The 23,803-nt window shown below is 37.9% G+C and carries 22 protein-coding genes, 1 pseudogene and 1 riboswitch; of the genes and pseudogenes, 20 read left to right on the top strand and 3 right to left on the bottom strand.

The window, feature by feature from the left end; all coding sequences use genetic code 11:
- The first annotated feature begins 2 nt into the window (after positions 1-2).
- From H9655_RS10665 to H9655_RS10650, 4 genes are all read left to right on the top strand, one after another.
- Positions 3-290: a DUF4190 domain-containing protein gene (locus tag H9655_RS10665; RefSeq protein ID WP_191813756.1), complete on the top strand. Its 288-nt coding sequence runs from the start codon at positions 3-5 to the stop codon at positions 288-290.
- A 138-nt stretch (positions 291-428) separates the two neighbouring features.
- Positions 429-1,244, top strand: a complete 816-nt coding sequence (locus H9655_RS10660) for a lipid II flippase Amj family protein (protein ID WP_191813754.1) — start codon at positions 429-431, stop codon at positions 1,242-1,244.
- A 16-nt stretch (positions 1,245-1,260) separates the two neighbouring features.
- Entirely contained in the window at positions 1,261-2,292 is a 1,032-nt protein-coding gene (locus H9655_RS10655; RefSeq protein ID WP_191813752.1) for a S66 family peptidase, read from the top strand.
- 581 nt (positions 2,293-2,873) lie between these two features.
- Complete coding sequence (locus H9655_RS10650) at positions 2,874-3,137, top strand: hypothetical protein (RefSeq protein ID WP_191813750.1); 264 nt, start codon at positions 2,874-2,876, stop codon at positions 3,135-3,137.
- A gap of 335 nt (positions 3,138-3,472) precedes the next feature.
- On the opposite strand, the gene H9655_RS10645 is transcribed toward H9655_RS10650, so the two are convergent.
- Together H9655_RS10645 and H9655_RS10640 are read right to left on the bottom strand one after the other, a co-directional pair.
- Entirely contained in the window at positions 3,473-4,102 is a 630-nt protein-coding gene (locus H9655_RS10645; protein WP_191813748.1) for a hypothetical protein, read from the bottom strand.
- A 349-nt stretch (positions 4,103-4,451) separates the two neighbouring features.
- Positions 4,452-5,436, bottom strand: a pseudogene (locus H9655_RS10640) (NAD(P)H-dependent flavin oxidoreductase).
- Positions 5,437-5,772: 336 nt separating this feature from the next.
- On the opposite strand from H9655_RS10640, the gene H9655_RS10635 reads away from it, so the two are divergent.
- From H9655_RS10635 to H9655_RS10570, 14 genes are all read left to right on the top strand, one after another.
- Positions 5,773-6,951, top strand: a complete 1,179-nt coding sequence (locus tag H9655_RS10635) for an acyl-CoA dehydrogenase family protein (protein ID WP_191813746.1) — start codon at positions 5,773-5,775, stop codon at positions 6,949-6,951.
- Positions 6,952-6,968: 17 nt separating this feature from the next.
- The gene (locus tag H9655_RS10630) at positions 6,969-7,448 is read left to right on the top strand and encodes a flavin reductase family protein (protein WP_191813745.1); all 480 of its coding nucleotides are present in this window, start codon (positions 6,969-6,971) and stop codon (positions 7,446-7,448) included.
- A gap of 20 nt (positions 7,449-7,468) precedes the next feature.
- Positions 7,469-8,263, top strand: a complete 795-nt coding sequence (locus tag H9655_RS10625) for an FAD synthetase family protein (protein WP_191813743.1) — start codon at positions 7,469-7,471, stop codon at positions 8,261-8,263.
- Positions 8,264-8,297: 34 nt separating this feature from the next.
- Complete coding sequence (hpaD, locus tag H9655_RS10620; RefSeq protein ID WP_191813741.1) at positions 8,298-9,254, top strand: 3,4-dihydroxyphenylacetate 2,3-dioxygenase; 957 nt, start codon at positions 8,298-8,300, stop codon at positions 9,252-9,254.
- A 20-nt stretch (positions 9,255-9,274) separates the two neighbouring features.
- On the top strand, positions 9,275-10,132 hold the full coding sequence (locus H9655_RS10615; RefSeq protein ID WP_191813739.1) for an alpha/beta fold hydrolase: 858 nt from the start codon (positions 9,275-9,277) through the stop codon (positions 10,130-10,132).
- A 63-nt stretch (positions 10,133-10,195) separates the two neighbouring features.
- On the top strand, positions 10,196-10,987 hold the full coding sequence (locus H9655_RS10610) for a 2-keto-4-pentenoate hydratase (protein ID WP_191813737.1): 792 nt from the start codon (positions 10,196-10,198) through the stop codon (positions 10,985-10,987).
- A gap of 64 nt (positions 10,988-11,051) precedes the next feature.
- The gene (locus H9655_RS10605; protein WP_191813734.1) at positions 11,052-12,341 is read left to right on the top strand and encodes an MFS transporter; all 1,290 of its coding nucleotides are present in this window, start codon (positions 11,052-11,054) and stop codon (positions 12,339-12,341) included.
- Positions 12,342-12,487: 146 nt separating this feature from the next.
- Positions 12,488-13,267, top strand: coding sequence for an IclR family transcriptional regulator (locus tag H9655_RS10600; RefSeq protein ID WP_191813732.1), 780 nt, complete (start codon positions 12,488-12,490; stop codon positions 13,265-13,267).
- Complete coding sequence (locus tag H9655_RS10595; protein WP_191813730.1) at positions 13,264-14,139, top strand: acetaldehyde dehydrogenase (acetylating); 876 nt, start codon at positions 13,264-13,266, stop codon at positions 14,137-14,139. Before H9655_RS10600 ends, H9655_RS10595 begins: the two co-directional genes overlap by 4 nt.
- A 16-nt stretch (positions 14,140-14,155) precedes the next feature.
- On the top strand, positions 14,156-15,175 hold the full coding sequence (gene dmpG / locus H9655_RS10590; protein WP_191813728.1) for a 4-hydroxy-2-oxovalerate aldolase: 1,020 nt from the start codon (positions 14,156-14,158) through the stop codon (positions 15,173-15,175).
- Positions 15,176-15,319: 144 nt separating this feature from the next.
- A complete protein-coding gene (locus H9655_RS10585; RefSeq protein ID WP_191813726.1) occupies positions 15,320-17,200 on the top strand; it encodes a helix-turn-helix domain-containing protein in 1,881 nt (626 codons plus the stop codon).
- A gap of 193 nt (positions 17,201-17,393) precedes the next feature.
- Positions 17,394-18,806 carry a catalase gene (locus H9655_RS10580; protein WP_191813724.1) on the top strand — a complete coding sequence of 471 codons (1,413 nt, stop codon included), beginning with the start codon at positions 17,394-17,396 and terminating at the stop codon, positions 18,804-18,806.
- Between the two features lie 75 nt (positions 18,807-18,881).
- Entirely contained in the window at positions 18,882-19,151 is a 270-nt protein-coding gene (locus H9655_RS10575) for a hypothetical protein (RefSeq protein WP_191813722.1), read from the top strand.
- A gap of 150 nt (positions 19,152-19,301) precedes the next feature.
- The gene (locus tag H9655_RS10570; protein WP_191813720.1) at positions 19,302-20,270 is read left to right on the top strand and encodes an LLM class flavin-dependent oxidoreductase; all 969 of its coding nucleotides are present in this window, start codon (positions 19,302-19,304) and stop codon (positions 20,268-20,270) included.
- Positions 20,271-20,425: 155 nt separating this feature from the next.
- Here H9655_RS10570 and H9655_RS10565 read toward each other — a convergent pair whose 3' ends face one another.
- Positions 20,426-21,322 carry a 3-hydroxyacyl-CoA dehydrogenase gene (locus H9655_RS10565; protein WP_191813718.1) on the bottom strand — a complete coding sequence of 299 codons (897 nt, stop codon included), beginning with the start codon at positions 21,320-21,322 and terminating at the stop codon, positions 20,426-20,428.
- 228 nt (positions 21,323-21,550) lie between these two features.
- A riboswitch (cyclic di-AMP (ydaO/yuaA leader) is annotated at positions 21,551-21,698 on the top strand.
- A 110-nt stretch (positions 21,699-21,808) separates the two neighbouring features.
- Here H9655_RS10565 and H9655_RS10560 point away from each other — a divergent pair.
- Complete coding sequence (locus tag H9655_RS10560) at positions 21,809-22,465, top strand: potassium channel family protein (RefSeq protein ID WP_191813716.1); 657 nt, start codon at positions 21,809-21,811, stop codon at positions 22,463-22,465.
- Positions 22,466-22,469: 4 nt separating this feature from the next.
- Positions 22,470-23,792 (top strand): TrkH family potassium uptake protein, encoded by a 1,323-nt coding sequence (locus H9655_RS10555; RefSeq protein WP_191813714.1) that lies wholly within the window; start codon positions 22,470-22,472, stop codon positions 23,790-23,792.
- The last annotated feature ends 11 nt before the right edge of the window (positions 23,793-23,803 follow it).

Below are 23,803 nucleotides of genomic sequence, written 5' to 3'. Positions count from 1 at the left end.
CGATGGAACAACAAAAAACAAATACAAAAGCAGTGGTTTCCCTAACACTAGGGATTCTCTCACTGCTCGTTCCATTTATCGGCTTCATATTAGGGATTATTAGTATTGTGTTTGGTAGGTTGTCAGCAAAAGAAATCCCCCAAACGGGAGAAAAAGGGAAATCGCTAGCAACGGCCGGTCTTATTTGTAGTATTATTGGGATTGTTCTTACGGTTATTTGGATACTATTTGCGTTGCTTGGTATCTTTGCTTTTACTACATTTGAAACTGAAATACAAGAAATGCCTTAACGGGAAATGCGCTTCTTCATACGGAAGGAGCGTTTTTTATGCTCAAAAAGCGGATGGAAAAGGGTGGATTTTTATTGTTAATTTATCCCACTTCAATTATAATTGCTGTTAATAAAAAGAGCTGGAGTGAACAAGTTAATGGCAGAATTGATCACAGCAAAATTACTTTTGATCGCATGTTTTTTATTAATCGTTACATTAATAGAGACTTTAGCTTATTCAACGAGGATTGCTGGAACAAGAGTGAGGTTGATTGCTACAGCGATCTCACTGTTTAGTACATTAGTGATTGTTTCGCGGTTTTCGACGATGATTCAGCAACCAATGACGGCGAAGCTGATTAATGAGGCACCTGAAGGGAATGTCATGAAGTTCATTGAAGAACAGTATCGTCTGTTAATAGGTGTGACTTCAATCGGTGTATTGCTAGGCATGTTACTTTTCCCTACATTTATATTGATATTTTCAAAGGCAATCGTGCAAATGTCAGAACAACGGGGGTCAATCCCCGCATTATTCAAGAAAAATATGAATTTACGAGGAATCAAGCGTATGCTTTCATGTATAAGAATCCCTCGTTTCAATTATTTAAAAGGAATTACGTTACAAACCATTCCTAAGCGTTTATTTTGTTTGAATGTAATTGTCACAGCGGTGTTTACGACAGGGGTGCTTTCTTCTATCTATGCATCTATTATTGCACCAGAGTATGCGCAAGCAGCGTTAATGTCGTCAGGTATTATAAATGGTGTCGCAACCATTATTTTGACATTATTTATTGATCCCAAAGCTTCAGTATTAGCTGATAGAGTGATGACTAACCCAGGCAAATATATTTATTTGAAAAGTTATTCACTAACAATGGTCAGTTCTAAGTTCGTTGGCACATTGGCAGCGCAAATCATATTCTTGCCTGCTGCTTACTATGTAGCTTGGTTTGCAAGTTGGATATAACAATGGGGGGATACATATGTTAAAAAAACCACAAAGGTTGCAAAGAGGCGACCGAGTAGCAACGGTAAGTCCTTCATGGGGAGGTGCAGGAGAAGAAGAAATTAGATGGCGTTATGAGCAAGGGGTTAGGCGGCTTGAAGAGGTGTTTGGCCTAGAAGTAGTCGCAATGCCGCACAGTCTGAAGGGGGCAGATTATTTATATCATCATCCTGAAGCACGCGCCGAAGACTTAATGACAGCTTTTTCTGATCCTCGTATTAAAGCCATTATTGCCAATATTGGTGGAGAAGACAGCATTCGCTTGCTGCCCTATATTGATTTTAATGTGATAAAAGAAAATCCTAAAATATTTATGGGCTATTCAGATGTCACGATTACTCATTTATTCTGTCATAAAGCAGGGCTATCGTCTTTCTATGGACCTGCGATTTTAACAGATTTTGCTGAGAATGTAGAGATGGATCCGTACACTGTTGAAAACATCGAACGTACGCTATTTTCCTCTTCTACGATTGGTGAATTGTCGCCTGCTCCGCATTGGACGAGTGAGAGGCTTAAGTGGATAGAGGTCAATAAAGAGACGCGACGAAAAATGAATAAGAATAACGGCTATGAGGTCCTGCAAGGAAGCGGTATGGTGCAAGGACCGTTAATCGGCGGCTGTATTGAGGTGCTGGAGTTTGCTAAGCAAACCATTCTTTGGCCAGAGAAAGCGTATTGGGAAGGTAGTATTTTGTTTTTTGAAACGTCTGAAGAGAAGACGGTCCCTGCCTATGTGAAGTATTGGCTCAGGAATTATGCAGCACAAGGGATATTACAAGCAGCAAACGGAATCGTATTTGCTAAGCCTTATGATGAAGCATACTATGAAGAATATAAGATGGTTATATTAACCGTTTTACAGGAATACGGTTTAACGGATGTACCTGTCCTTTATAACTTAAATTTTGGACATACGGAACCAAAATTCATTTTGCCGTATGGGGCAACTGCTCAGATTGATGCTGATCGTGGGTCCTTTGCCATCTTAGAGAGTGGTGTGAAGTAGTGTTCGTTTATAACTATTGGATGAGTTCATTAATTGGTTTTATTTTATTGCAATGTATTGTTGAATTTTGGTTGTTAACCAAAAAAGTAAATAAAGCAAAGAGAAGTTTACTTTTCTCCATACTATTTACATTCTGGATGCTTTTGAATACGGTGTTTTTCTATCAGTTCGCTGGCACATCAAGGTCTTTTTGGGGATCACTATTGTTTTTCTTAATCGGGGGCTTACTTATAATTTATTTTTTGAAACGTCAGAATAAGGAATGAAAAAAATGGAGAGACGGTGAAGGATATGGGTTTGTTTTTTGAAGAAAGGAAAGAAGAACCTATCAAAGCTTTCACGATACTACGGTTCATTCTCGCTTTTTTGCTATTATTCTATGTCATAATAGGAATCAAACACACTGAATTCCTTATATCAGGTTGGTTTTATTTCATACTTGCCTCTAGTTTTCTACTAGATTCAATAGAGGCGTGGATACAAAAAAGTAAATATATATTTCTAAATATGATAATAGGTCTACTTTTTTTGTGGCTGTTTTTCATTAGTTGAAAGAAACCCGATTTAGGATGGTGATAGAGGTGGGGCAGTACAAAGGACAGAAAATGCTTATTCCTTTATTGTTGTTGTTGGTAAATATCGTTCTTATTTCTTTAATTATTCAAGAGTTTTTAAATGGTAAAGTCTATGGCATCTTGGGATTGCTCACCCCCATTTTAGCTATCATTTCTTTCTTTTATATTAGAAATAAAAATAGCATGAGCCCGCTCATTATCTTTTTGCAAGGGTTAAATGGTTTTTTTGTCCTTTTTCCTATTTTTGTTTTGCTTGTCTCTTTTGTTTGATTGTGAGTATTGCATTTGGTCGCCTTGATATTGGAATCGGAACTGAGACGTTGCAAATTGCCGGTCTCAGAGAGAAAAAGGATAGAACTGCACACAAGTTGAGTTTATGAGTAAAAGTCATTATTAAAAGGCAAGAGAATAGGTAGTATACCCTCAAAATAAGTGTTGATATATAATGTCACACATTATATTAGGGGAAAATAAAAGGATAGGTAAGCAGAAATAAATACTGCTTTTCCTATCTATTTTTGTACTACAAACGACTTCATTTACTACAACAACTCATTTTTTGTTCTTCAACTAAGCCCCCGTTAGTTCAATAGGGGCGTAAATAGTTATTTTGATAACACACTATATATTGCAGTGCTTTCAACAATAGCACCAACAACTAGGAACAGAAGCGAAACAATTATAAATCCGATTTCTAGTTTAGAGAAAAAAAGTTGCTTCCATTTTATGGTTGTTGTTTTCTTTCCTGTAGTGAAAACCAATGATTTATTTGAGAATACAGATGTCATCATGATAATACTAGTTATTTCCCAGATTGCTGAGCGTTGAGTTACATCAAATAAACCAAGAATTTTATAGAGTAGTGAGACATTTTCTACTTGAATCCCAAACGAATTTGTTCCTAATACTAAACCAAAAAGAACAGCTAAAACAATCAAAACATTTGCTCCGTATGAATGATAAATATCCTTTTCCTTTTTCCTTCTTGCAAATAAACTTCCAATGACAATACATATAATTGAAATCAAATTATAGGTTAAGATTTGAAGTGTAGAGACAAAAAAATTTGATGATAACTCTAAGTTTCCACCAGTTATTTTTCCTAACAGTAATCCTTCAGGTAGAGATAAATGACTAATTACTATAGTAGTAACAAATAATACCCAAAATGTAAGAAGAAAGGCGAAAAATCTAGTGAGCAAACCTTCTGTAAATAATAACTTTTTATAATTCATATATTTCTCCTTATTTAAGCTCTTCGTTTATTACATTAAATCGCAAATTATTCCTAGTGGATAGAAGGCTACACTGTATTAGGGTAACATATAAGCTAAATTATTTACGAAAGGAGTATATTTATTCTTTAATGCTTAAACTTATATAATAATTATAAATAACTAGTTTGTGAATAAGTTCACTTAAACTAACTAACCTGCCCTTATGTGACATAAGAAAGGAACAATACCATTCATCAAGTATTGCCCCGTTAGTTTAAGTATTTTATTTCACAATCTTTGCTTTAATAATAAAAATGGTTGCACAACAACCATTAACGATTCAGATAACGTCCATAATAATAAATAATTATCGATGAGTCTGCTCTCCGATAATATTACCAATACGGCTTAATCCTTTTTCTGCTGTTAAAATCATTTCATCAAATAATTCCTGAACAGTAGGAATATTGTTAATAATCCCGATTACTTGTCCAGCCCATCCAAAACCTTCATCTTCATTTCCATCATAGATATATCTGCAAGAAATAATTAGCATTTCCGCTAATTATTTCTTGCAGATCTTCATAGGTGGCGCCTTCTTTTTCACGTTCGATAATATCCAGAGTAAATTCACTTTTCAAGACTCGGCCTGGTGAACCTATTGTTCTCTTAATAACGACTGTATCCGACTCTTTCGCATTAACAATTGCCTGCTTATATTTCTTGTTTGCATGAACGCACTCTTTAGTAGCAATAAAGCGAGTACCCATTTCAATTCCTTCTGCTCCAAGTGCAAAAGCTGCCAATAAACCTCGTCCATCGCCAATCCCACCGCTCGCTAACACTGGAATCGATATGGAATCGACTACACGAGGAATAAGTACCATTGTACCAATATCGTCTCGCCCTAAATGTCCACCGCCTTCCTGTCCAACTGCCATTACAGCGTCAGCACCAAGTTGTTCTGCTTTCTGTGCCTGTCTAGCGCCTGCAACAAGGACAAGCGTCCGAATATTTTCTCCTTTTATACGTTCAAAAATAGGTTGAGGATTAGCTCCTGTAATAGAAATTGCAGGTACCTTTTCTTCAATAGCAACTTCAAGCAATTCCTTATATTGTCCATCGTGCCTTGCAATGGCAAAGTTTATGGCGAATGGATTATTGGTAAGTGTGCGTAATTTACGAATTTCCTCCCGAAGTTTTTCAGGTGAACGCAATGTTGCCGCAGTAATTTGTCCAAGTCCTCCAGCATTCGAAACCGCAGCCGCCAGTTCAGCATAAGCAAGGTAAGCGAGCCCTCCTTGTACTATTGGATATTTAATTCCAAAAATCTCGGATACGCGTGTTTTCATAGTTTATCCCACTCCTTTTCAGATGTTCTATGTATGAGGTTAAACATTCCACACAAAAGATTATTAATCCTGCAAAGTAAGTTCTTGTTGGGCTATTCTGCGACGTTAGTTTAGATCACTTCTTTTTAATTTTACGCCAGTTATTTTGTGAAAAGTTCCCAACATGAACAAATAAAGACGAAAAAATCAAAAATCATGAACAATTTTTGTTCTAGTTTGAATTTTCATTTTTCACTACACTAACAGTAGAAACTTAATTAAAGGGAAAATTTGAATCAACAATGTAAGCGATGTCAAATTAATTGTTTTTATATTCTATAAATGGGGTGTGTAACAATGAATGTTAAGACGATGGACAATGTGACGGAAGAAGCGTTATTACAGGGAGCGGAGAAGATTGGTAAGCTCGCTGAAGAAGAAGCGCATGAGGCGGATCAAAATGCCACTGTTTCAGCAAATGTCGTAAATTTAATAAAAGAAACACAAATTTCAAGGATGATGTTACCGAGGGAATATGGTGGGCCACAAGCGAGTTTATCTACCTTTGCAAAAGTGATTCAAAAGGTGGCAAATTATAATCTTTCTGCTGCTTGGTTAACCTTCCTTTACCCTTTACACAATTCATTACCATCTTATTTACCGAAAGCAGGAAGAGATGAAATAGTTAATCAAGGTGGCTTGATTGCAGATATCTTTGCCGCATTAGGTACAGCAGAACCTGATGGAGATGGATTAAGGATTAGTGGAAAATGGAATTTCGTCAGCGGTATTCTTCATAGTGATTGGGTTGGTGTTGGGGTGAAAGTTAAATTACCTGGACGTGATAAACCAGTAGTTTGCCTACCCATTTTGAAAACATCTGAAGTTGAAATCGTCGAAAATTGGGATACTTTTGGATTAAGAGGGACGGGAAGTAACCAAATTATTGCAGACAATGTGTACGTACCGAAAGAGCGTATTCTCGATTTAGAAAAAGCGGAATCAACAAGAAGGCCACCAGATGAAGATTATGATAAAGATTATCCGTTTTATCATGTGCCATTTTATCCGGCATTTTATATCGGATTCCCAGCGATTGCAATCGGTGGTGCAGAGCGAGTGATTGAAGAGTTTAAAATGTTAACTGAAAAACGGGTTCGTTTGATGGATGGTGTGAGAGAAAGCGAATCTCCTCGAAGCCAACGTGTAATAGCAGAAATTTCTACCGACTTGCATTCAGCAAAAGGATTAATGGCTCAATACATTTCGTTATTAGAAAATTACGAAAAGGATGGCGAGATCACACCACTCGGGGAGTTTTTTGCCATTCGAACGAAAATTATAAAGCTTTGTACAGATATCGCTGTTCGTGCCATGTTAACACTTGGTGGGGCTGCACTGTATAAGGGTGGCACTTTAGAAATGTTTATCCGCGATATTTTATCCGTGGCTACACATAAAACATCACTTTATGAAGATTCTGTTGCAGCGTACGGACAAGACTTATTCGGTTTTGAGAGTGGCGTTAGAGGTTAATGAAGGGAGAGGTAAAGATGGATGATCGTTTATTTAGAAATGCGATGAGTAAGTTTGCCACCGGCGTAACGGTGATTGCAACTGAAACAAATGGGAAAGTTCATGGGATGACGGCCAATGCTTTTATGTCGGTATCACTTGATCCTAAATTAATCGTTATCTCTATTGGGGAACGAGCGAATATCCTTTCGAAAATTAAGGATAGTGGGATATTCACCGTTAATATATTGGCTGATGATCAAAAAGAACTGTCTATGAATTTTGCTGGTCAGTTAAAAGAAACGAAGGAAGTGTCATTCGCACGATTAAATGACATGCCGGTGATTGACGGGGCAGTGGCACAGATAGCTTGTGAAGTATCAGCCATACACGTAGAAGGTGACCATACGTTATTTATTGGTCGCGTGAAGGATGTGTATTTAGAAGAAAAAGATCCATTATTATTCTTTAACGGGAAATACCGTTCAATGATAGCAGTAGAAGAACCCATTTCTTAACAATAAAGGAGGGAAGTCAGATGAAAACCATCGTTTTAAATGAGGAAGAACGCCAAGGCGTATTAGCTAAAAACGCAGAACCTTGTGTGATGGCGCTCGGATTTTTTGATGGCCTTCATATTGGTCATCAAGAAGTCATTCGCCAAGCAAAGGTAGAGGCAAATAAGCGCAATCTGCCACTAGCCATCATGAGTTTCTTTCCTCATCCGAAAACGGTGTTAATGAAGCAATCTGACTTTCCTTATTTAATGCCATTAGAGGAGAAGAAAAAGAGCATGAGTTCTCTTGGTGTTGACCTTTTCTATGTCGTTCCTTTTAATCAGGCATTTGCTAGCCTCACACCAGAAGCATTTGTTAAGCAGTATTTACTCACACTCGGCGTGAAACATGCAGTCGCTGGCTTCGACTTTCATTATGGTAATAAGGGAGTCGGTCATATGGACAGATTAGCTGCTGATTCAGGAAATTTAATAACGACAACATCCGTTTCAAAATTGAGCAGAAATGGGTTGAAAATTAGTTCCTCTTATATCCGCAGCTGTTTACAGCAGGGGGAAGTAGATTTAGCAAGTGCACTTCTTGGTAGACCGTATCAAGTGGAGTTGCAAAGGAAGGGGAGCACGTACTGGGTTAAACCTTATTATACTTTACCTGCACTTGGTGAATATGAAGTGAATTGTCAAGGGGATAAGGGTATGCATACAGTCAAAGTCCTCAGTAAAGAAGAAGTAGAATGGCAATCGGGTAAGACCTTACCAAAAGAATTAAGCATTCATTGGTTGAAAAAAATAGAAGCAAAAGAGCAAATCAGTTAAATCCATATATTGATCAATAGGAGAGTGAAGAGTAATGATTCTTCGTTTAGGGCAAATCGAACTGTTTGTAACAGATTTAAATAAGTCAAAAGATTTTTATGTAGATGTACTAGGGTTTATTGAAGTAGAAAGAACAGAGTCCAGTCTATATCTACGTGCTATTGATGAATTTGATCGCTATTCTTTAATTTTAACGCAAAAGCCAAAAGCAGCTCTTGGTAGCTTTAGTCTTCGTGTATCTAGTCCTGAGTATTTAAGAGAGTTAGAGAAGCAACATCAAGAAATGGGAATTGCTACGCAATATGTCGAGAATAGTATCCACCCAGGAAAAGGACCGGTTCTTAAAGTTGCTGAGCCAAATGGTCATCCCGTTGAATTCTATCATGCAATGGAAGAGATAAATGTAGGGAATAAAAGTGGTGGTGTCGATGCTTTGCCAATGAGATACTCCCATTTACATCGTGGTATACCACCAGTAGCAATCGATCATATGAATCTGCGTGTAACAAATGTAGATAAAGCGTTAGAATACTGGCAAGCAATTGGCTTCAGCATTTCAGAATATGTTCAAGGAGATGAGGGGAAATTCGCTGCATGGACAAGAGCGAAAACATCGACTCATGACGTGGCCCTTGTGCAACATAAAGAAACATCTCTTCATCATATTGCTTATATTGTAGATGGTATTTCTTCCGTTGTGAAAACGGCTGACTTACTTGCAGATGCTGGCTACCGTGCAAATATCGATTATGGACCAGGTCGTCATGGGGTAACAAATGCTTTCTTCTTATATGTAAGAGACCCAGACGGTCATCGTATTGAAATTTATTCTGGTGATTATAAACGTGATACAGATTTACCACCAATTGGTTGGACGAAGGAAGAATATGATACAAAGGGACGTCTATGGTGGGGACCATCAGTACCGGATTCGTTCTTTGAAACAACACCAGTCAATGATGAGTGGATGAAAGAGAAAGTTACAAAATAAAGAGAATAGGAGAGGATTAAATGTCTATTTGGAACGATTTAGCAGATATCGAATTTAAACTTCATTTTGTCGATGCAGATGGTGTGAAAACGAGAGTACTAGAATCGGGAACCGGAGAGCCTCTTTTGCTTTTACACGGTACAGGGGGTCATATCGAGGCTTACGCAAGAAACATCAAAGGATTGGCTGAGCACTTCCGCGTGATCTGTATCGATATGTTAGGTCATGGATATACAGAAAAGCCAGACTATCCGTACGGTATTGATAGTTACAGTGACCATTTATTAGCTGTAATCAAAGCACTTGGTTTAGAGAAAGTATATTTATCTGGAGAGTCTCTTGGTGGATGGGTGGCTGCTTGGTTTGCTGCTCACCATCCGGAATATGTGGAATCCATGGTGCTCAATACGCCTGGTAATGTAAATAACAAACCTGAAGTGATGGCTGGGCTAAAAGCTTCAACATTAAAAGCGGTACTTGAAGCAAACTATGAAAATGTGAAAACGAGATTAGAATGGTTAATGTATGATAAATCACAAGTAACAGATGAGTTAATAGAATCTCGTTACAATATTTATACGCAACCTGCTTATCAGGAAGCTGTCCATCATATTGTCCATTTGCAAAATATCGAAGCTAGAAAGCAATTTAGTTGGGATCCATCATGGTGCGGCAAAATCAATGTACCAACATTACTCGCTTGGACTGACCATGATCCAACTTCAACAGTGGAAGAAGCACAACCGATTAAAGACATGATTCCAGGGAGTGAACTGACAGTAATCAATGATGCGGGTCACTGGCCACAATGGGAAAAACCAGAAGAATTCAATCAGGTGACTATTGATTTTTTAAAAAAACAAGTGGTATCTAAATAAATATTTAAACACCCGTCACTTAACAAAGTGGCGGGGTCTTTCCATATAGAAGGAGGTTCAATTATGAAACTACAGTTAAATGATCAACTAAAAGAAGCTGCTCAAGCGCTTTTAGAAGCGGAGAAAACAAAGAAATCCCTCCAACCATTAACAGATAAAATCTCGCATCTATCAGTTGATGAGGCTTATCAAATTCAGATGGAAAATATTGATGTGAAGTTGGCACAAGGAGAAAAGGTTGTTGGAAAGAAAATCGGTTTAACCTCACTAGCTATGCAAAAGGCATTAGGGGTTGATCAGCCAGATTATGGCCATTTATTAAGTAGCATGGATGTCACAATGCAAAAATCGGCTATTCCTATGGATCAATTATTTGAGCCGAAAATTGAGGGAGAAATTGCGTTTGTATTGAAGCATGATCTTCGGGGACCGAACGTAACAGAGGACGATGTTGTAGCAGCCACTGCTTATATTATCCCTGCTTTAGAAATTGTGGACAGTCGAATCGAAAATTGGCGGATTAAACTTGAAGATACTATTGCTGACAATGCCTCAAGTGCCCAATTTGTCTTAGGTGAAGGACGATATACTGTTGATCGTGAGAAGCTAAAAGAATTGGAAATGAAATTATATAAAAATAATAAATTGATTAATAAAGGCTATGGTGTAGATGTATTAGGCAATCCGATAATTTGTGTTGCTTGGTTAGCTAATAAGCTTTCTGACTATGGAGTTCACTTGAAGGCAGGAGAAGTCATATTATCAGGTGCATTATCTGCAGCAATCCCTGTTGAGAAAGGCGATACATTTAAAGCAGCATTTAGTGGACTTGAGAGTGTAGAAGTGGGTTTTTAAAAGCCTAGCGGAGCGTTGATCTTCGCATACTTTTCTTAAAAATTTTGAGAGTGAGGTCATATAAATGGCAAAAAATCCTCGTGCGAAAGAAGGTAAAATCTCGCGTCAGGCTTTTCTAATTATTATCTTATTATTTTTACTGACAGTTATTAGCAATGCAGATAAAGCGATTATTGGATTTGCATCTGTTCCCCTGATGGAAGAATTAGGATTAAATGCTGAACAGTGGGGTATTATTGGCAGTGCTTTTTTCTTTTTATATTCTATTTTTGCTATTATCGGTGGTACTTTAGCTGACAGATTCGGTGCGAAAATTGTTATTGCTTGTATGGCAATTGTTTGGGCGACCGTGCAGTTTTCTACCCTATTTGTGTCAAGCTTTACCTTTTTACTGATAACGCGCATTATATTAGGCGCAGGAGAGGGACCGTCTTATTCACTTGCAATGACTGCTGCAACAAAATATCTACCAAAGGAAAAGCTTGGAATAGGTTTAACACTCGTATCTGTAGGTGGTCCTTTAGGCGTGGCTATGTCGGCACCTATCCTTATTTCATTAATCACCCAATTTGGTTGGCGTTCGGCATTTCTAGCGACTTGTATTGTCGGTTTGATTTGGGTTGTATTTTGGCTAATGATTGCAGAAAATGATCGCAAAGAAGCAATAGCAAAATTCAAAGCTAATCGACAACAAGACCAACAAACAGCAGTAAGTAAATTTGGGCCCGTGCTAAGGTCAAAAAACTTTATTCTTATAGCCATCTGTGGTTTTGCGACGTATTGGTCTTTTACTATAGGGTTAAATTGGCTTCCTAATTACTTGGAAAATGTTCGTCAATTGAGTGCGGAAACCTTATCCATAGTAGCAGCACTCCCATGGATCATGATTACACTTTCTCAAATCATTTTCTCTACTGTCTCAGACCGATTATTTAAGAAAACGAAAAGTATTGTGAAGGGCCGGGTGTTTGTACTAGGTCCGGTCATGTTAGCGGGAGCAGTTAGTTACTTTATTGGTACATTATTAAATGCGAATATGTTGGTTATTGCCTTTCTCTCTTTAGGACTTACTTTCGGTTGTATTACACTTGTGCTTGGTCCGACTATTCTATCGAGTATGGTCTCAAAAGAGCATATAGGTAAAGTACAAGGGTGGTTTATGGCGTTTACCTCTTTAGGAGGAATTGTTGGTCCTTATATTACGGGTCTCCTTATTGAAAGATCTGCCACGCAAGCAGCGGGCTTTCATATGGCCTTTCAATTATGCGGTATAATCCTGCTTGTTTGCGGTGGACTTGTCTGGTTATTTGTCCGACCGAATAAGGATGAGAATATCCAATCGAATGTAGCTTAATGAAGAAAATGAATGCGGTTACAACCCGATTTTTAAAAAAATAAAAAATCAGAATAATTTATATTGACAAACAAAAGGAAAACATCCTACAATTTTAATATGATATTAACGAATGTCATTCGATATTATCGAACTACGGAGGATGTATGACGATACAATCAGTTTTGCGGGCAACAGATATTTTAGAATTATTTCTTAGTGGACAAAAAGAGCTAAGTGTAAAAGAAATAGCGGAAGCCATGGAACTTTCTAAAAGCACGGTCCATGGTTTAATAAAAACATTGGCTTCGAAAGGTTATCTTTATCAAAATCAGGAGAGTGGTAAGTACCGTTTAGGTATGAAGCTTTTTCAACTAGGACATATCGTTGAAAACCAATTAGATTTTGCTGAAGTTTCGAGACCAATCATCAACAGGCTCGTTACTACTCTAAAAGAAACGGTGCATTTAGTATCTTTTGAGCAAGGTGAAGCGATTTACATTGAAAAGAAGGAAGGTACTCATTCTTTGCGAATCTATTCGCAGGTTGGTAGGAAGGCACCCTTTCACTGTACGGGAGTAGGGAAAGCGATATTGGCTTTTTTACCTAAAAAAGAACAAGAGGAAATCATCGAAACCCTTCCATTAGAGCCGTTCACTGAGAAAACCATTCTCACTAAACAAGCATTAGTAAAGGAATTAGCTGTAGTGAAAGAGCAGGGATTTGCTGTTGATAACGAGGAGATTGAGATCGGTCTTAAATGTACTGCAAGCCCGATCTTTAATTATCAAGGAAGAGTAGTTGGTTCCATTAGTTGCGCGGTACCAACCGTGCGATTAAATGAGACACATCAACAAGAGGTTATTTCTGGGATTAAAAAGGCAGCCAATGATATTTCAACTGCACTTGGATATCAGAAGGAAATTAAGGAGGGAACTGAGGTTTGAGTAAAGTAAAAGTAGCGATTTTAGGATCAGGTAATATTGGTACAGATTTAATGATTAAATTAGGTCGTTCAGACATTTTAGAACTTACAACGGTTATTGGCATTGACGCAAATTCTGATGGCTTAAGACGTGCGAAGGAATTAGGGTATGTCGCCATTGATACTGGGATTGATGGATTTTTAGAACAAGCAGAACTTGCAGATATTGTTTTTGATGCGACATCAGCAAAGGCGCATATTCATCATGCAAAAGCTTTAAAAGCGGCAGGTAAGAAGGTGATTGATATGACACCAGCAGCTGTAGGTAAGTTGATTGTTCCCCCAGTTAATTTAAAGGAACATTTAGAGGCTGAGAATATCAATTTAATTACATGTGGTGGTCAGGCAACGATTCCAATGGTACATGCGGTGAACCGAGTAAGCCCAGTTGCCTATGCTGAAATCGTTGCGACAATCTCTAGTAAAAGCGCCGGACCTGGTACGAGGGCTAATATCGACGAATTTACTGAAACAACTTCAAGGGCGATTCAAGAAGTGGGTGGCGCGAAAAAAGGAAAAGCTATTATTATATTAAACCCAGCTGAACCACCAATTCTCATGAGAGATACCGTCTACACGTTAGTGGAAGAGGGGACGATGAAAGAAGAAGAGATTAAAGCATCTATTGCTGACATGGAAAAAACCGTGCAAAGCTATGTACCGGGATATCGATTACGTACGGAGCCAATTATCGACGGTAATCAAGTAACTATTTTTATAGAAGTAGAAGGAGCAGGCGATTATTTACCTAAATATTCAGGGAATCTAGATATTATGACAGCGGCTGGTGTGAAGGTAGCTGAAGAGTTTGCAAGGAATTTAATTACACAGTAAAAGGAGAGAGATTCATATGACCGAACGTCAAAAGGTATTATTAACGGAAGTGGCATTGCGAGATGGGAGTCATGCGCTTTCACATCAATATACTGTTCAGCAAGTGGAGAAGATTGCGAAAGGCTTGAATGAAGCTAAGGTGCCTTATATTGAAGTAGCTCATGGGGACGGTCTAGCAGGATCATCTTTGCAATATGGAAGGTCAAAAACGAATGAGTTTGAATTAATCGAAGCAGCTGTGGCTGTAACTGACTTTTCAAAGGTGGCTGTCTTATTAATTCCTGGTATAGGAACAGTTAAAGAATTGAAACAAGCGCAGCAACTAGGGGCGAAGATGGCGCGTATCGCTACACATGTGACAGAAGCAGATGTGTCTGCCCAACATATTTATGCTGCTAAAGAGCTTGGGATGGAAACGGTTGGATTCTTAATGATGTCTCATATGGCAGAACCGGAGAAAATCGTTGAACAAGCAAAACTAATGGAAAGTTACGGTGCTGATATTGTTTATGTCGTGGATTCTGCTGGAGCTTTATTACCGAATCAAGTGACAACAAGAATCAAAGCAATGAAAGAAAATATTGGTGTGGAAATTGGTTTCCACGCTCATAATAATCTCTCATTAGCAATGGCAAATACGTTAGCTGCCATTGAAGCAGGCGCAACAAGAATCGATGGAAGTGTTCGTTGTCTTGGAGCCGGTGCGGGTAATACGCAAACAGAAGTGTTAGTTGGTGTATTAGATCGAATGGGCATTGAAACAGGTGTGGATTTTTATAAAATGATGGATCTAGCTGAAGACGTTGTGGCACCTATCTTACCTGTTCCTCAAGAAATTACTAAAAATAGTTTAGTGCTTGGATATGCAGGCGTTTATTCTAGTTTTGCTTTACATGCCCAGCGTGCAGCAGAAAAATTCAACTTAGACGCACGAGATATTTTAATTGAACTAGGTAACCGAAAAGTTGTCGGAGGGCAAGAAGATATGATTGTGGATGTCGCGGCAGAGTTAGCGAAAGTAAAAACATTCGTCTAAAGTTTAAAGCATGTGAACTTTCGTTTCAAAACTAGCAAATCATTCAATCTTCTAATAAAATAGACTGAAAGGGGCGAAATTTCCCCTTTTTTTAAAGAAATAGAAATGTTTGCGCTTTCAATCTTGGGATTTAGGAGGTTATCTATGCATATTGTTGTTGATGAAGTTTCAATCAATCCTATTACAAAAGGGCATGAAAGAGTCGTTTCGACACCATCGGCATCATTAGGTATTTTGCGTCATCAACTCGTTAAGCATATAGGTTTTGAGCGCCTTAAGAGTTTCTTATTTTCTTTCGGATGGGAGAACGGGGTAAAGGATGCTAAAAAGGCAATGAAAGAGCATACTTCGATTCCTTACTTAATCAAGCACGGTCCCCTGTATCATAAGGAAAATGGGCAAATTACGGGTGTGAAGCATATTTGTCATTTAACAATGTGTGAAAACAATCAGTATGTAAAATCTCTCTATTCAGAGGGGATTTGGTATGGTTCTTATGAAGCTGAAGAACATATTCGACTACATGGATATAGTGATACACCGCAATGTCATACATTAGTAGGTTATGCAAGCGGCTATATGACTACCATCACAGGTGTGTCACTGCTAGTAAAAGAAACTTGTTGTGTGGCGAAGGGTGATGCCGAATGCAAATGGACAATCCAATCACAAGAGCAATGGGCGATGAAAGGGGAAGATGCTCATTCACCCTATGAAGAAACCCCCATTGTTAAAGAGTTAGCTTATACATATGAACAATTATTAGATCAGCGTAATTTTGTAACAAAACTAGCTGAGTTTCAAAGCAAATTAACTGAAGAGATTTCCGGGGGTAGTAGTTTAGAAGAAATTACTGAACTTGTCTACGATCATATGCAATTACCGATTGTGATAGAGTCAATTGATTTTTATCAAATGTCTAGTGCAGGCTTATCTCCAGATGAATGCCGTGAACTGACGGATGATATGAAGCAATATTTTTCACTTCATATGAATGATAAAGAAGAAAAGCATCCTACCTATCCATTATTTTTTCAAAAGAGAATCGTCCATACTGAAAAGCAGACAAGGCTGATGGCCCCTATTTTAGTTCAAAAGAAAATTCAAGGGTACTGCTCATTTGTTTATGAACCAACGATAGATAACAGTCATGAATCTGACTATTTATTACTGGAACGCTTTGCTAATGCTGCTTCCCTAATATTATTAAATGAAAAAACACGCTTTGAATCGTTAGAGAGAATGAAAGGTAGTTTCTTAGAACGTATATTAGAAGGAAAAACGTCTAAAGCAGAGATTATTAAAAGGGGTAAATATACAGGTATCGATTTAACACAGTCCTATTTCTTGGCCATGATTGATTTTAGTATCGGTACAGAATCATTTGAGGAAGAATTTCAGTTACAGGAAGATATATATGAATGGATGATTCGCTACTTTAGTGAAAAAAAGAAAAGTGTATTAATCAATATGCGTGATCATCATCTAATCATTTTGGTCCCTGATGCGGCACTTTCCTATGAACATCATGAAAAATTTTTCCGTCCATTAATGAAAACTTTACGTATGGACTTTCCTAATGGTGAATTTACCATTGGTCTTAGCAATCAAGGAAATGAGATTACAAGCGCCCATCAACACTATGAAGAGGCTCTTGTTTCTTTAAGACTATCTTCAAAGGAAAATATGATGTCCTTTAAACAGTTAGGAATCGTTGGCGTTCTCATTAATTCTAAAAATACAGCTGGGGTGAAAACAATCGCCAAACAAGAATTAGGCGCACTATATGATTTATCAGACTGTAAGATGGTAGACCTATTGCAAACCTTATATGTGTTTTTATTAAACGGAGGAAAGTTGGAACAAACCACAATTGATTTAAATTTATCTATGAGCGGTCTTCGCCATCGAATTCGAAAGATTGAACATCTATTAGAAAAGGACTTGCGTAATCCACAAGAAACACATCAACTATTTTTAATTATTCAATCTTTAATTGCTTTAGGGGAAATGAAAATAAATTAATTATAAGATCAAATAATCCACCAGAGTTGGTTTCTGGTGGTTTTTTTATGTGCTTTTATATCAACTATTCCTATCTATTTAATCTTTGTTGTAATGAGCATTCTAAGTAAAAGTTGTTATAGAAAGAAACATAAAAAGTAGTTGTCCTTCATATTAAATTAAAAGAAAGACAGAGAAGAATATGGAGGGAAATATGGACGAAAATAACGAAAAACATCAGCGACAAGCAAAGATTCATTTCAATAGTCGAGGAAATCAACCAGAAGAAGAAGTGCAAGATAGAGATTTAAATAAATGGAAAGGGGACGAACCGGCAAAGCTTCATTCACAAACTGTTGGCAAAAGAGGACCTATCTTAAAACAGGATAGTGTAGAACATGAAACACTCCAAGAATTTATCCATGAGAAAATCCTTGAGCGACCTGTTCATGTCAAAGGTTTCGGTGCTTTCGGCTATTTTCAAACCGTGCATTCGATGAAAGAGCATACAAAGCTAAGCTTTTTGCAGCGCCCTGGTCAACAAGTACCTGTCATGGTGCGATTTTCATTAGCAGTAAGTACGAAAGGAACGCCTGATACGTCAAGAAATGTAAGAGGGTTTGCAACTAAGTTTTATACAGACGAAGGGATATTTGATTTAATTTGTAATCATATTCCTGTTTTCTCTGTGCGTGATACGATCCGTTTCCCAGAGGCGATTAAAGCGTTTTTACCATCTCCAGTTAATAATTTAATTGATCCGAATCGTTTTTGGAGCTTTGTAGCAAGGGCACCAGAGTCGTTAAATTTTGTCGTCCACCTTTATTCCGATGCTGGAACGGTGAAAAGCTTGCGGCATATCCCAGGGCATAGTGTGAATACATATGTTTGGCGGAATGCGAAGGGAGAAAGGAAATATGTGAAATATCATTGGTATCCGTTTGCAGGGATTGAATATATTACGAGGCAGGAAGCAGGGAAACTAGCCGGTGAGAATCCAGATTACGCTGGGAAAGACCTTTTTGATACAATTGCGGCTGGCAAAACAGTAGAATACGGATTGTACGTCCAATTAATGGATCCTACCGATAAGGAAAAGTTAACCTTTGATCCGCTTGATGATACGAAAGTGTGGGATGAAAGACAGTATCCATTGGTACCTGTTGGTCGAATGGTTTTAAATAGAAACCCGCAAAATTATATGGAAGAAGTAGAGAAAGTCTCTTTTTCACCGGTTAATCTGCTAGAGGGAGCAGAGTTATCAGATGATAAGATGCTACAAGGTCGAGCGAATATTTATAGCGATTCACAAAGAAGGAGGATCGGGCCGGGGTTTAGGAAGTTACCGGTAAATGACCAAGCAGATTGGACGCCTGCCAATCAGGTGACAAGTGGAGATGGCCGATTTGTTGAAGGGAAATTACAAAGAAGTGATTTAATAAAGCAAAATGATTATGCCCAGGCTGGGGAATTTTATCATTCTTTAAATCCACAAGAGAAGGAGCATTTAATCGATAATATTGCTGCAGATTTAAAAGGGATTGATCGAGATATAAAAGAAGTGGTATTGTCCTATTTCCATCAAGCTTCTTCAGAACTTGGAGAAGCGATTGCCAAACATGCCTAAAAATCTCAACATAACCTCTGTTTAAAATAATCTGTTACGAGGTAATAAATAGTTAAGAGATGGAGGCGATAGGAAATGGCAGAATTAACAGCTGTGAAAATCGTATTACAGGATGAAATGGAAGAATATTTTACAGACGATAATGAACAGAAGGAAGCAGCAGATGCTTTATTAAGAGTAGATACAGTTTTGTTTTATGGGAAAAATATGGAGCTTCTAAATGATTATGAGCCGGCGAAAGAATGGGACCACTTTTATGATTTTGAATTCAATTCAGCTGATGATATTAAGACAGAAATTGCTGAGAGATTAGATATTAGTCCTGATATTGTGGAGGTAGAATAAACCAGCTATTGGCTGGTTTTTCTATGTGTGCATAAAGATAAGTGAACGCCTACTTCTTGTGAGTCCCATTCAAGCAACTTCGTTTTAAGATGGTCAATAGATTGGTATACTAGCTTGTATGAAAACGTGCGTTTAGAAAGGGTATGAAGCATGCATCTAGGAATACTTGATCAAATGCCGAGGCCTCGCTACTTCTCAGTTGAGGAAACGGTAGAAGAAACCATTAAAAAAGTACAATTGGCAGAAGAGTGGGGATATGAGCGTTATTGGTTTGCTGAGCATCATGGGACAAAAGGGATGACTGCTAGTGCACCTGAAATCCTCATGGCAACGGCAGCGGCAAAAACCAAGTCCATTCATGTAGGGAGTGGCGGGATTTTGTTGTCTCAGTATAGTCCGTATAAAGTAGCTACGCAGATGCTGCAACTTCAATCAATTTTTCCAGGAAGAATCGAAGCGGGTATAGGGCGTTCACCAGGGGGACCGGAAAGAATTCGTTCGGCTTTAGCTAATGGCGTAAAGAATGAAACGGGTATCTATCCTGAAAAAGTAAAACAGCTGTTGCATTACTTCGAAGGAGATCAATCGGTACAAGCAACCCCAAGAACGAGGGTATTGCCAAACCTTTATAGTCTAGGGTTAGGAGAAAATAGTGCCCAGTTAGCAGCAGAGCTGGGAATCGGCTATGTGTTTGGTCACTTTATTCAGCCGGGAAGAGGTGTGCATGCGCACAAACAATATCAGCAGGATTTTCAACCGGGGCTTTTAGCTAATCCCCAAGCTATTACTGCTGCCTTAGTCATATGTGGTGCGACAGATGAAGAGGCGGAGGAGTTAGCAATTACGCAAGATATATGGTTATTAAGAACGGAAAAGGGTATCGATAGTCGCATCCCGACATATGAGGAAGCAAAAGCAATGCGGTTAACAACAGAAGATAAGAAAAGAATCGCAGCAAATAGAAAAAGAATGATTATCGGTGGGCCAGCAAAAGTAAAAACAGAGCTCAGCAAATGGAGTGAACTTTACGAATGTGACCACTGGTTATTATTGAATAACACCTATCATTTTGCTGATCAACGCCAATCTTATGAACGCATTGCGGATATTTTTGCTTGAGTTTGCAGATAAAACATCTGTTTAAATAGTGGAGGTAAATGCCTTAGTTTGATTTAGCAAGATTCTTAAGAGTATAAAGGACGTCCAGAAAGTCATTTTGCGACTTCTGGACGTCCTTTTATGTTATATTCCATTTTGGAATGACCAGGTTTTTATTATTTCAAAAACTCAGGGTCAGCAAAACTTGGGTTCGGATATTTATAGAAGCCTTCTCCTGTTTCACGTCCGAGTTTCCCTTTATCAATATACTCTGTTTTTAAAAGGTTCGCTAATTTTTTAAAGGCTTCATTACCAGTAGCATCTGCTTTTGCTTGTGAGATATTGTATGCTGTGCGGATTCCAACGACATCTAGAATAGCGAACGGACCTAGTGGAGCACCAGTACCAATCATCCATGTTTTATCGATGGTTTCTGGGTCAGCTACTTCATTCACTAATAACATTTGACCTGCCTCTAATAATGGAACAAGCAAAGAATTTAAGATATAACCTGGTTGTTCTTTGTGCAATTGAAGCGGGACCATCCCGATTTCTCTTGCAAATTCAACGATTTGGTTAAAAACAACCATGTCTGTACCTGGGTGTTTCATTACTTCAGCCGTATTGTTTTTCCAAATTTCATTCGCAAAATGCAATGCTAGAAATTGTGATGGTCTCCCTGTGAAAGCGACAAATTGCCTAGGAAGTAATGTGGATGAATTCGTTGCAAAAATGGTTTCTTTCGGTGCGACTGCACTTAACTTTTTATAAAAGTCTTCTTTAATGCTTACGACTTCTGGAACAGCTTCAATCACTAAATCAGCTTGCTCAACAGCTTTAGATAAATCAGTATAAAAAGCCATCCGGTCGAATGCCGCATCGACTTGTTCATCGGTTGCCTGTAAATCATGTTTATAGTTTTCCTTTAGCTTCAGTATTCTACCTTTAGCTGTTTCTAATGCTTCTTCAGAAATATCATATACACTTACTTGAAAACCACTATACGCTGTTTGGTAAGCAATCTGGCTGCCAAGTACCCCACTACCTGCAACTGTAATATGTTTGAATCCCATTGTAATCCCCTCTTTATTAGTAATTTCATACTGCACTTTTATTATGTCATAGTATGGTAGACAATGACTTTCGTCTTATAAAAGGATTGTTAAGTAAAACTGAAACATCTTTATTCTGTTATGATTGCTCTTCATTTATGTATGTAAACGGAGGGTTTAGTAAACATAAATATTTTTTACCTTTACAGAAAACAAAAAGGGGAGTAATATAACTTCATCAATTAAATATCATCTCAATCGCTGAGTCCTTAATTGGAGCGGAGGAACCACTTTTGTAGAGACTAATCTACTTGGGGTGAATCCTTTAAAGAAAAAAGGAAGGGTTATTCTTGACCCTAATCCGACAGCTAACTTCGTAAGCGTTAAGAAAGGATGGAAACTTGTGATCAAATAACGTGACCACGGGGGATCCCTCTGTGGTCTTTTTGCTGTTCTTTTTTTTCTCATTGAAATATTTACAAGTCGATAGTAAGGAAGGGATAGAATATGAAGAAAACATTTGCTTTGTTTGGTCTGGGGCATTTTGGGTCAACGATGCTACAAGAATTGAATGAGATGAATGTTGAAGTTTTAGCGGTCGATAAGGATGAAATGAAAGTAATCAAACATCGTGACCTTTCTACACATGCTGTCTGTTTACAGTCACTAGATGAGCAATCCTTAAGGCAAATTGGGGTGAATAATGTGGATCATGCCTTTATTTCATTTGGAGAAGATGTACAGGGAAGTATTTTAACTGCTTTTCTTCTGAAGGATATGGGTATTCCTAAGATTTGGGTCAAAGCACATAACGAGTATCATGCGAAGGTTTTAGAAAAGATAGGTGTTGACCGAGTGATCCAACCAGAAAGAGAGATGGCGATCAGAGTGGCGCGAAATATTGTCTCAAATTCAATGGTTGATTATATTGAACTAGCTCATGATTATAGTATCGCTGAAATTCTTGTTGGAAAGAAATTTGGTGGTTGTAAATTAAAAGATTTACGAATGGCTAAGCGGTTTGATTGTCATATTGTCGGGATTCAACGAGAGCACACCTTTATCGTTTCGCCAAGTGAACAAGAACCAATTCAAATGAATGATATTTTAATAGTAGTAGGTAAAAAAAGAGATATTATACGCTTTGAAAAAGAAGGAGCATAGAAAGATGAACAACGCAATCGTTCGGTTAAACCCATCTCAGTTGCTAGTGTTAGTGTTCTTGTTTTTCATTATATTAGGGACGGTTTTATTAAAACTCCCATTTGCAACAACAACACAGGTTACCTGGACAGATGCATTATTTACAGCGACTTCATCTATGACGGTAACGGGGTTAGCTGTTGTAGATACTGGTACAGTCTATACACTATTTGGACAATTAGTTATCCTTGCGTTAATACAAATCGGCGGCTTAGGGATTATGTCTTTTGCAGTGTTAATTTTTATGCTTCTTGGGAAAAGGATAGGGTTTAGAGAACGGTTATTAGTCCAACAGTCATTAAATCATACCTCTATTGGTGGAGTGATTAAATTAGTAAAAAGTTTGTTCATTTATTCCTTTACGATTGAACTAATTGCTATGTGTTTTTTAGCCATTACTTGGGTCCCTGAATTTGGTTGGAGCAGGGGTATGTACCTCAGCTTCTTTCACTCCATTTCTGCTTTCAATAATGCCGGCTTATCGCTGTTTCCTGATAATTTAATGGGATATGTGGGAGACCCGATTGTTAATATTGTGATTTCATTTTTGTTTATTATTGGTGGGATTGGTTTTACTGTTTTAGCGGATATTTGGTATAAACGTAAATTTAAGAAGCTGAGTTTACATTCAAAACTGATGATTATTGGGACTTTCATTATCAATGCTTTTGCGATGTTCGTTGTATTTGTGATGGAGTTTCATAATCCCCATACATTAGGCGCTATGTCTGAAATGAGTAATAAACTTTGGGCAGCTTACTTTCAAGCGACATCACCGAGGACGGCAGGATTCAATACAATCGATATAGGTCATATGCATGAAGCAACCATTACTTTCATGCTACTTCTCATGTTTGTTGGTGCGGGTAGCGGCTCTACGGGTGGTGGAATTAAGTTAACGACTTTTTTAGTAATCGTATTATCAGTTATGAGTTTTTTAAAGCAAAAGCAGCAAATTACCATTGCTAATAGAGCCATTAAAGAAACCATCATATTTAGATCATTGGCTATTTCTATGATTAGTTTCTTATTTATCTTCTTAGCTGTATTTATTTTGAATATTACAGAACCAGAGCCGTTTTTAAAATTATTGTTTGAAACGGTCTCAGCTTTTGGGACGGTTGGGCTTTCTATGGGGATTACGGCTGATCTCTCTAACATTGGTAAAATTATTATTGTATTTATTATGTTTCTCGGAAAAGTTGGGCCATTAACATTTGCCTTTTCTCTAGCCAAACCAAGACAAGAGAAGATTAGATATCCGAGTGAAGATATCATGACAGGTTAAATAAAATTGAG

The sequence above is a fragment of the Cytobacillus stercorigallinarum genome (assembly GCF_014836495.1).
In the GTDB taxonomy this organism is placed as follows: Bacteria; Bacillota; Bacilli; order Bacillales; family Cytobacillaceae; genus Cytobacillus; species Cytobacillus stercorigallinarum.
Note: the sequence above shows the minus strand (reverse complement) of the source record. Positions and strands in the feature narration are given on the sequence as shown.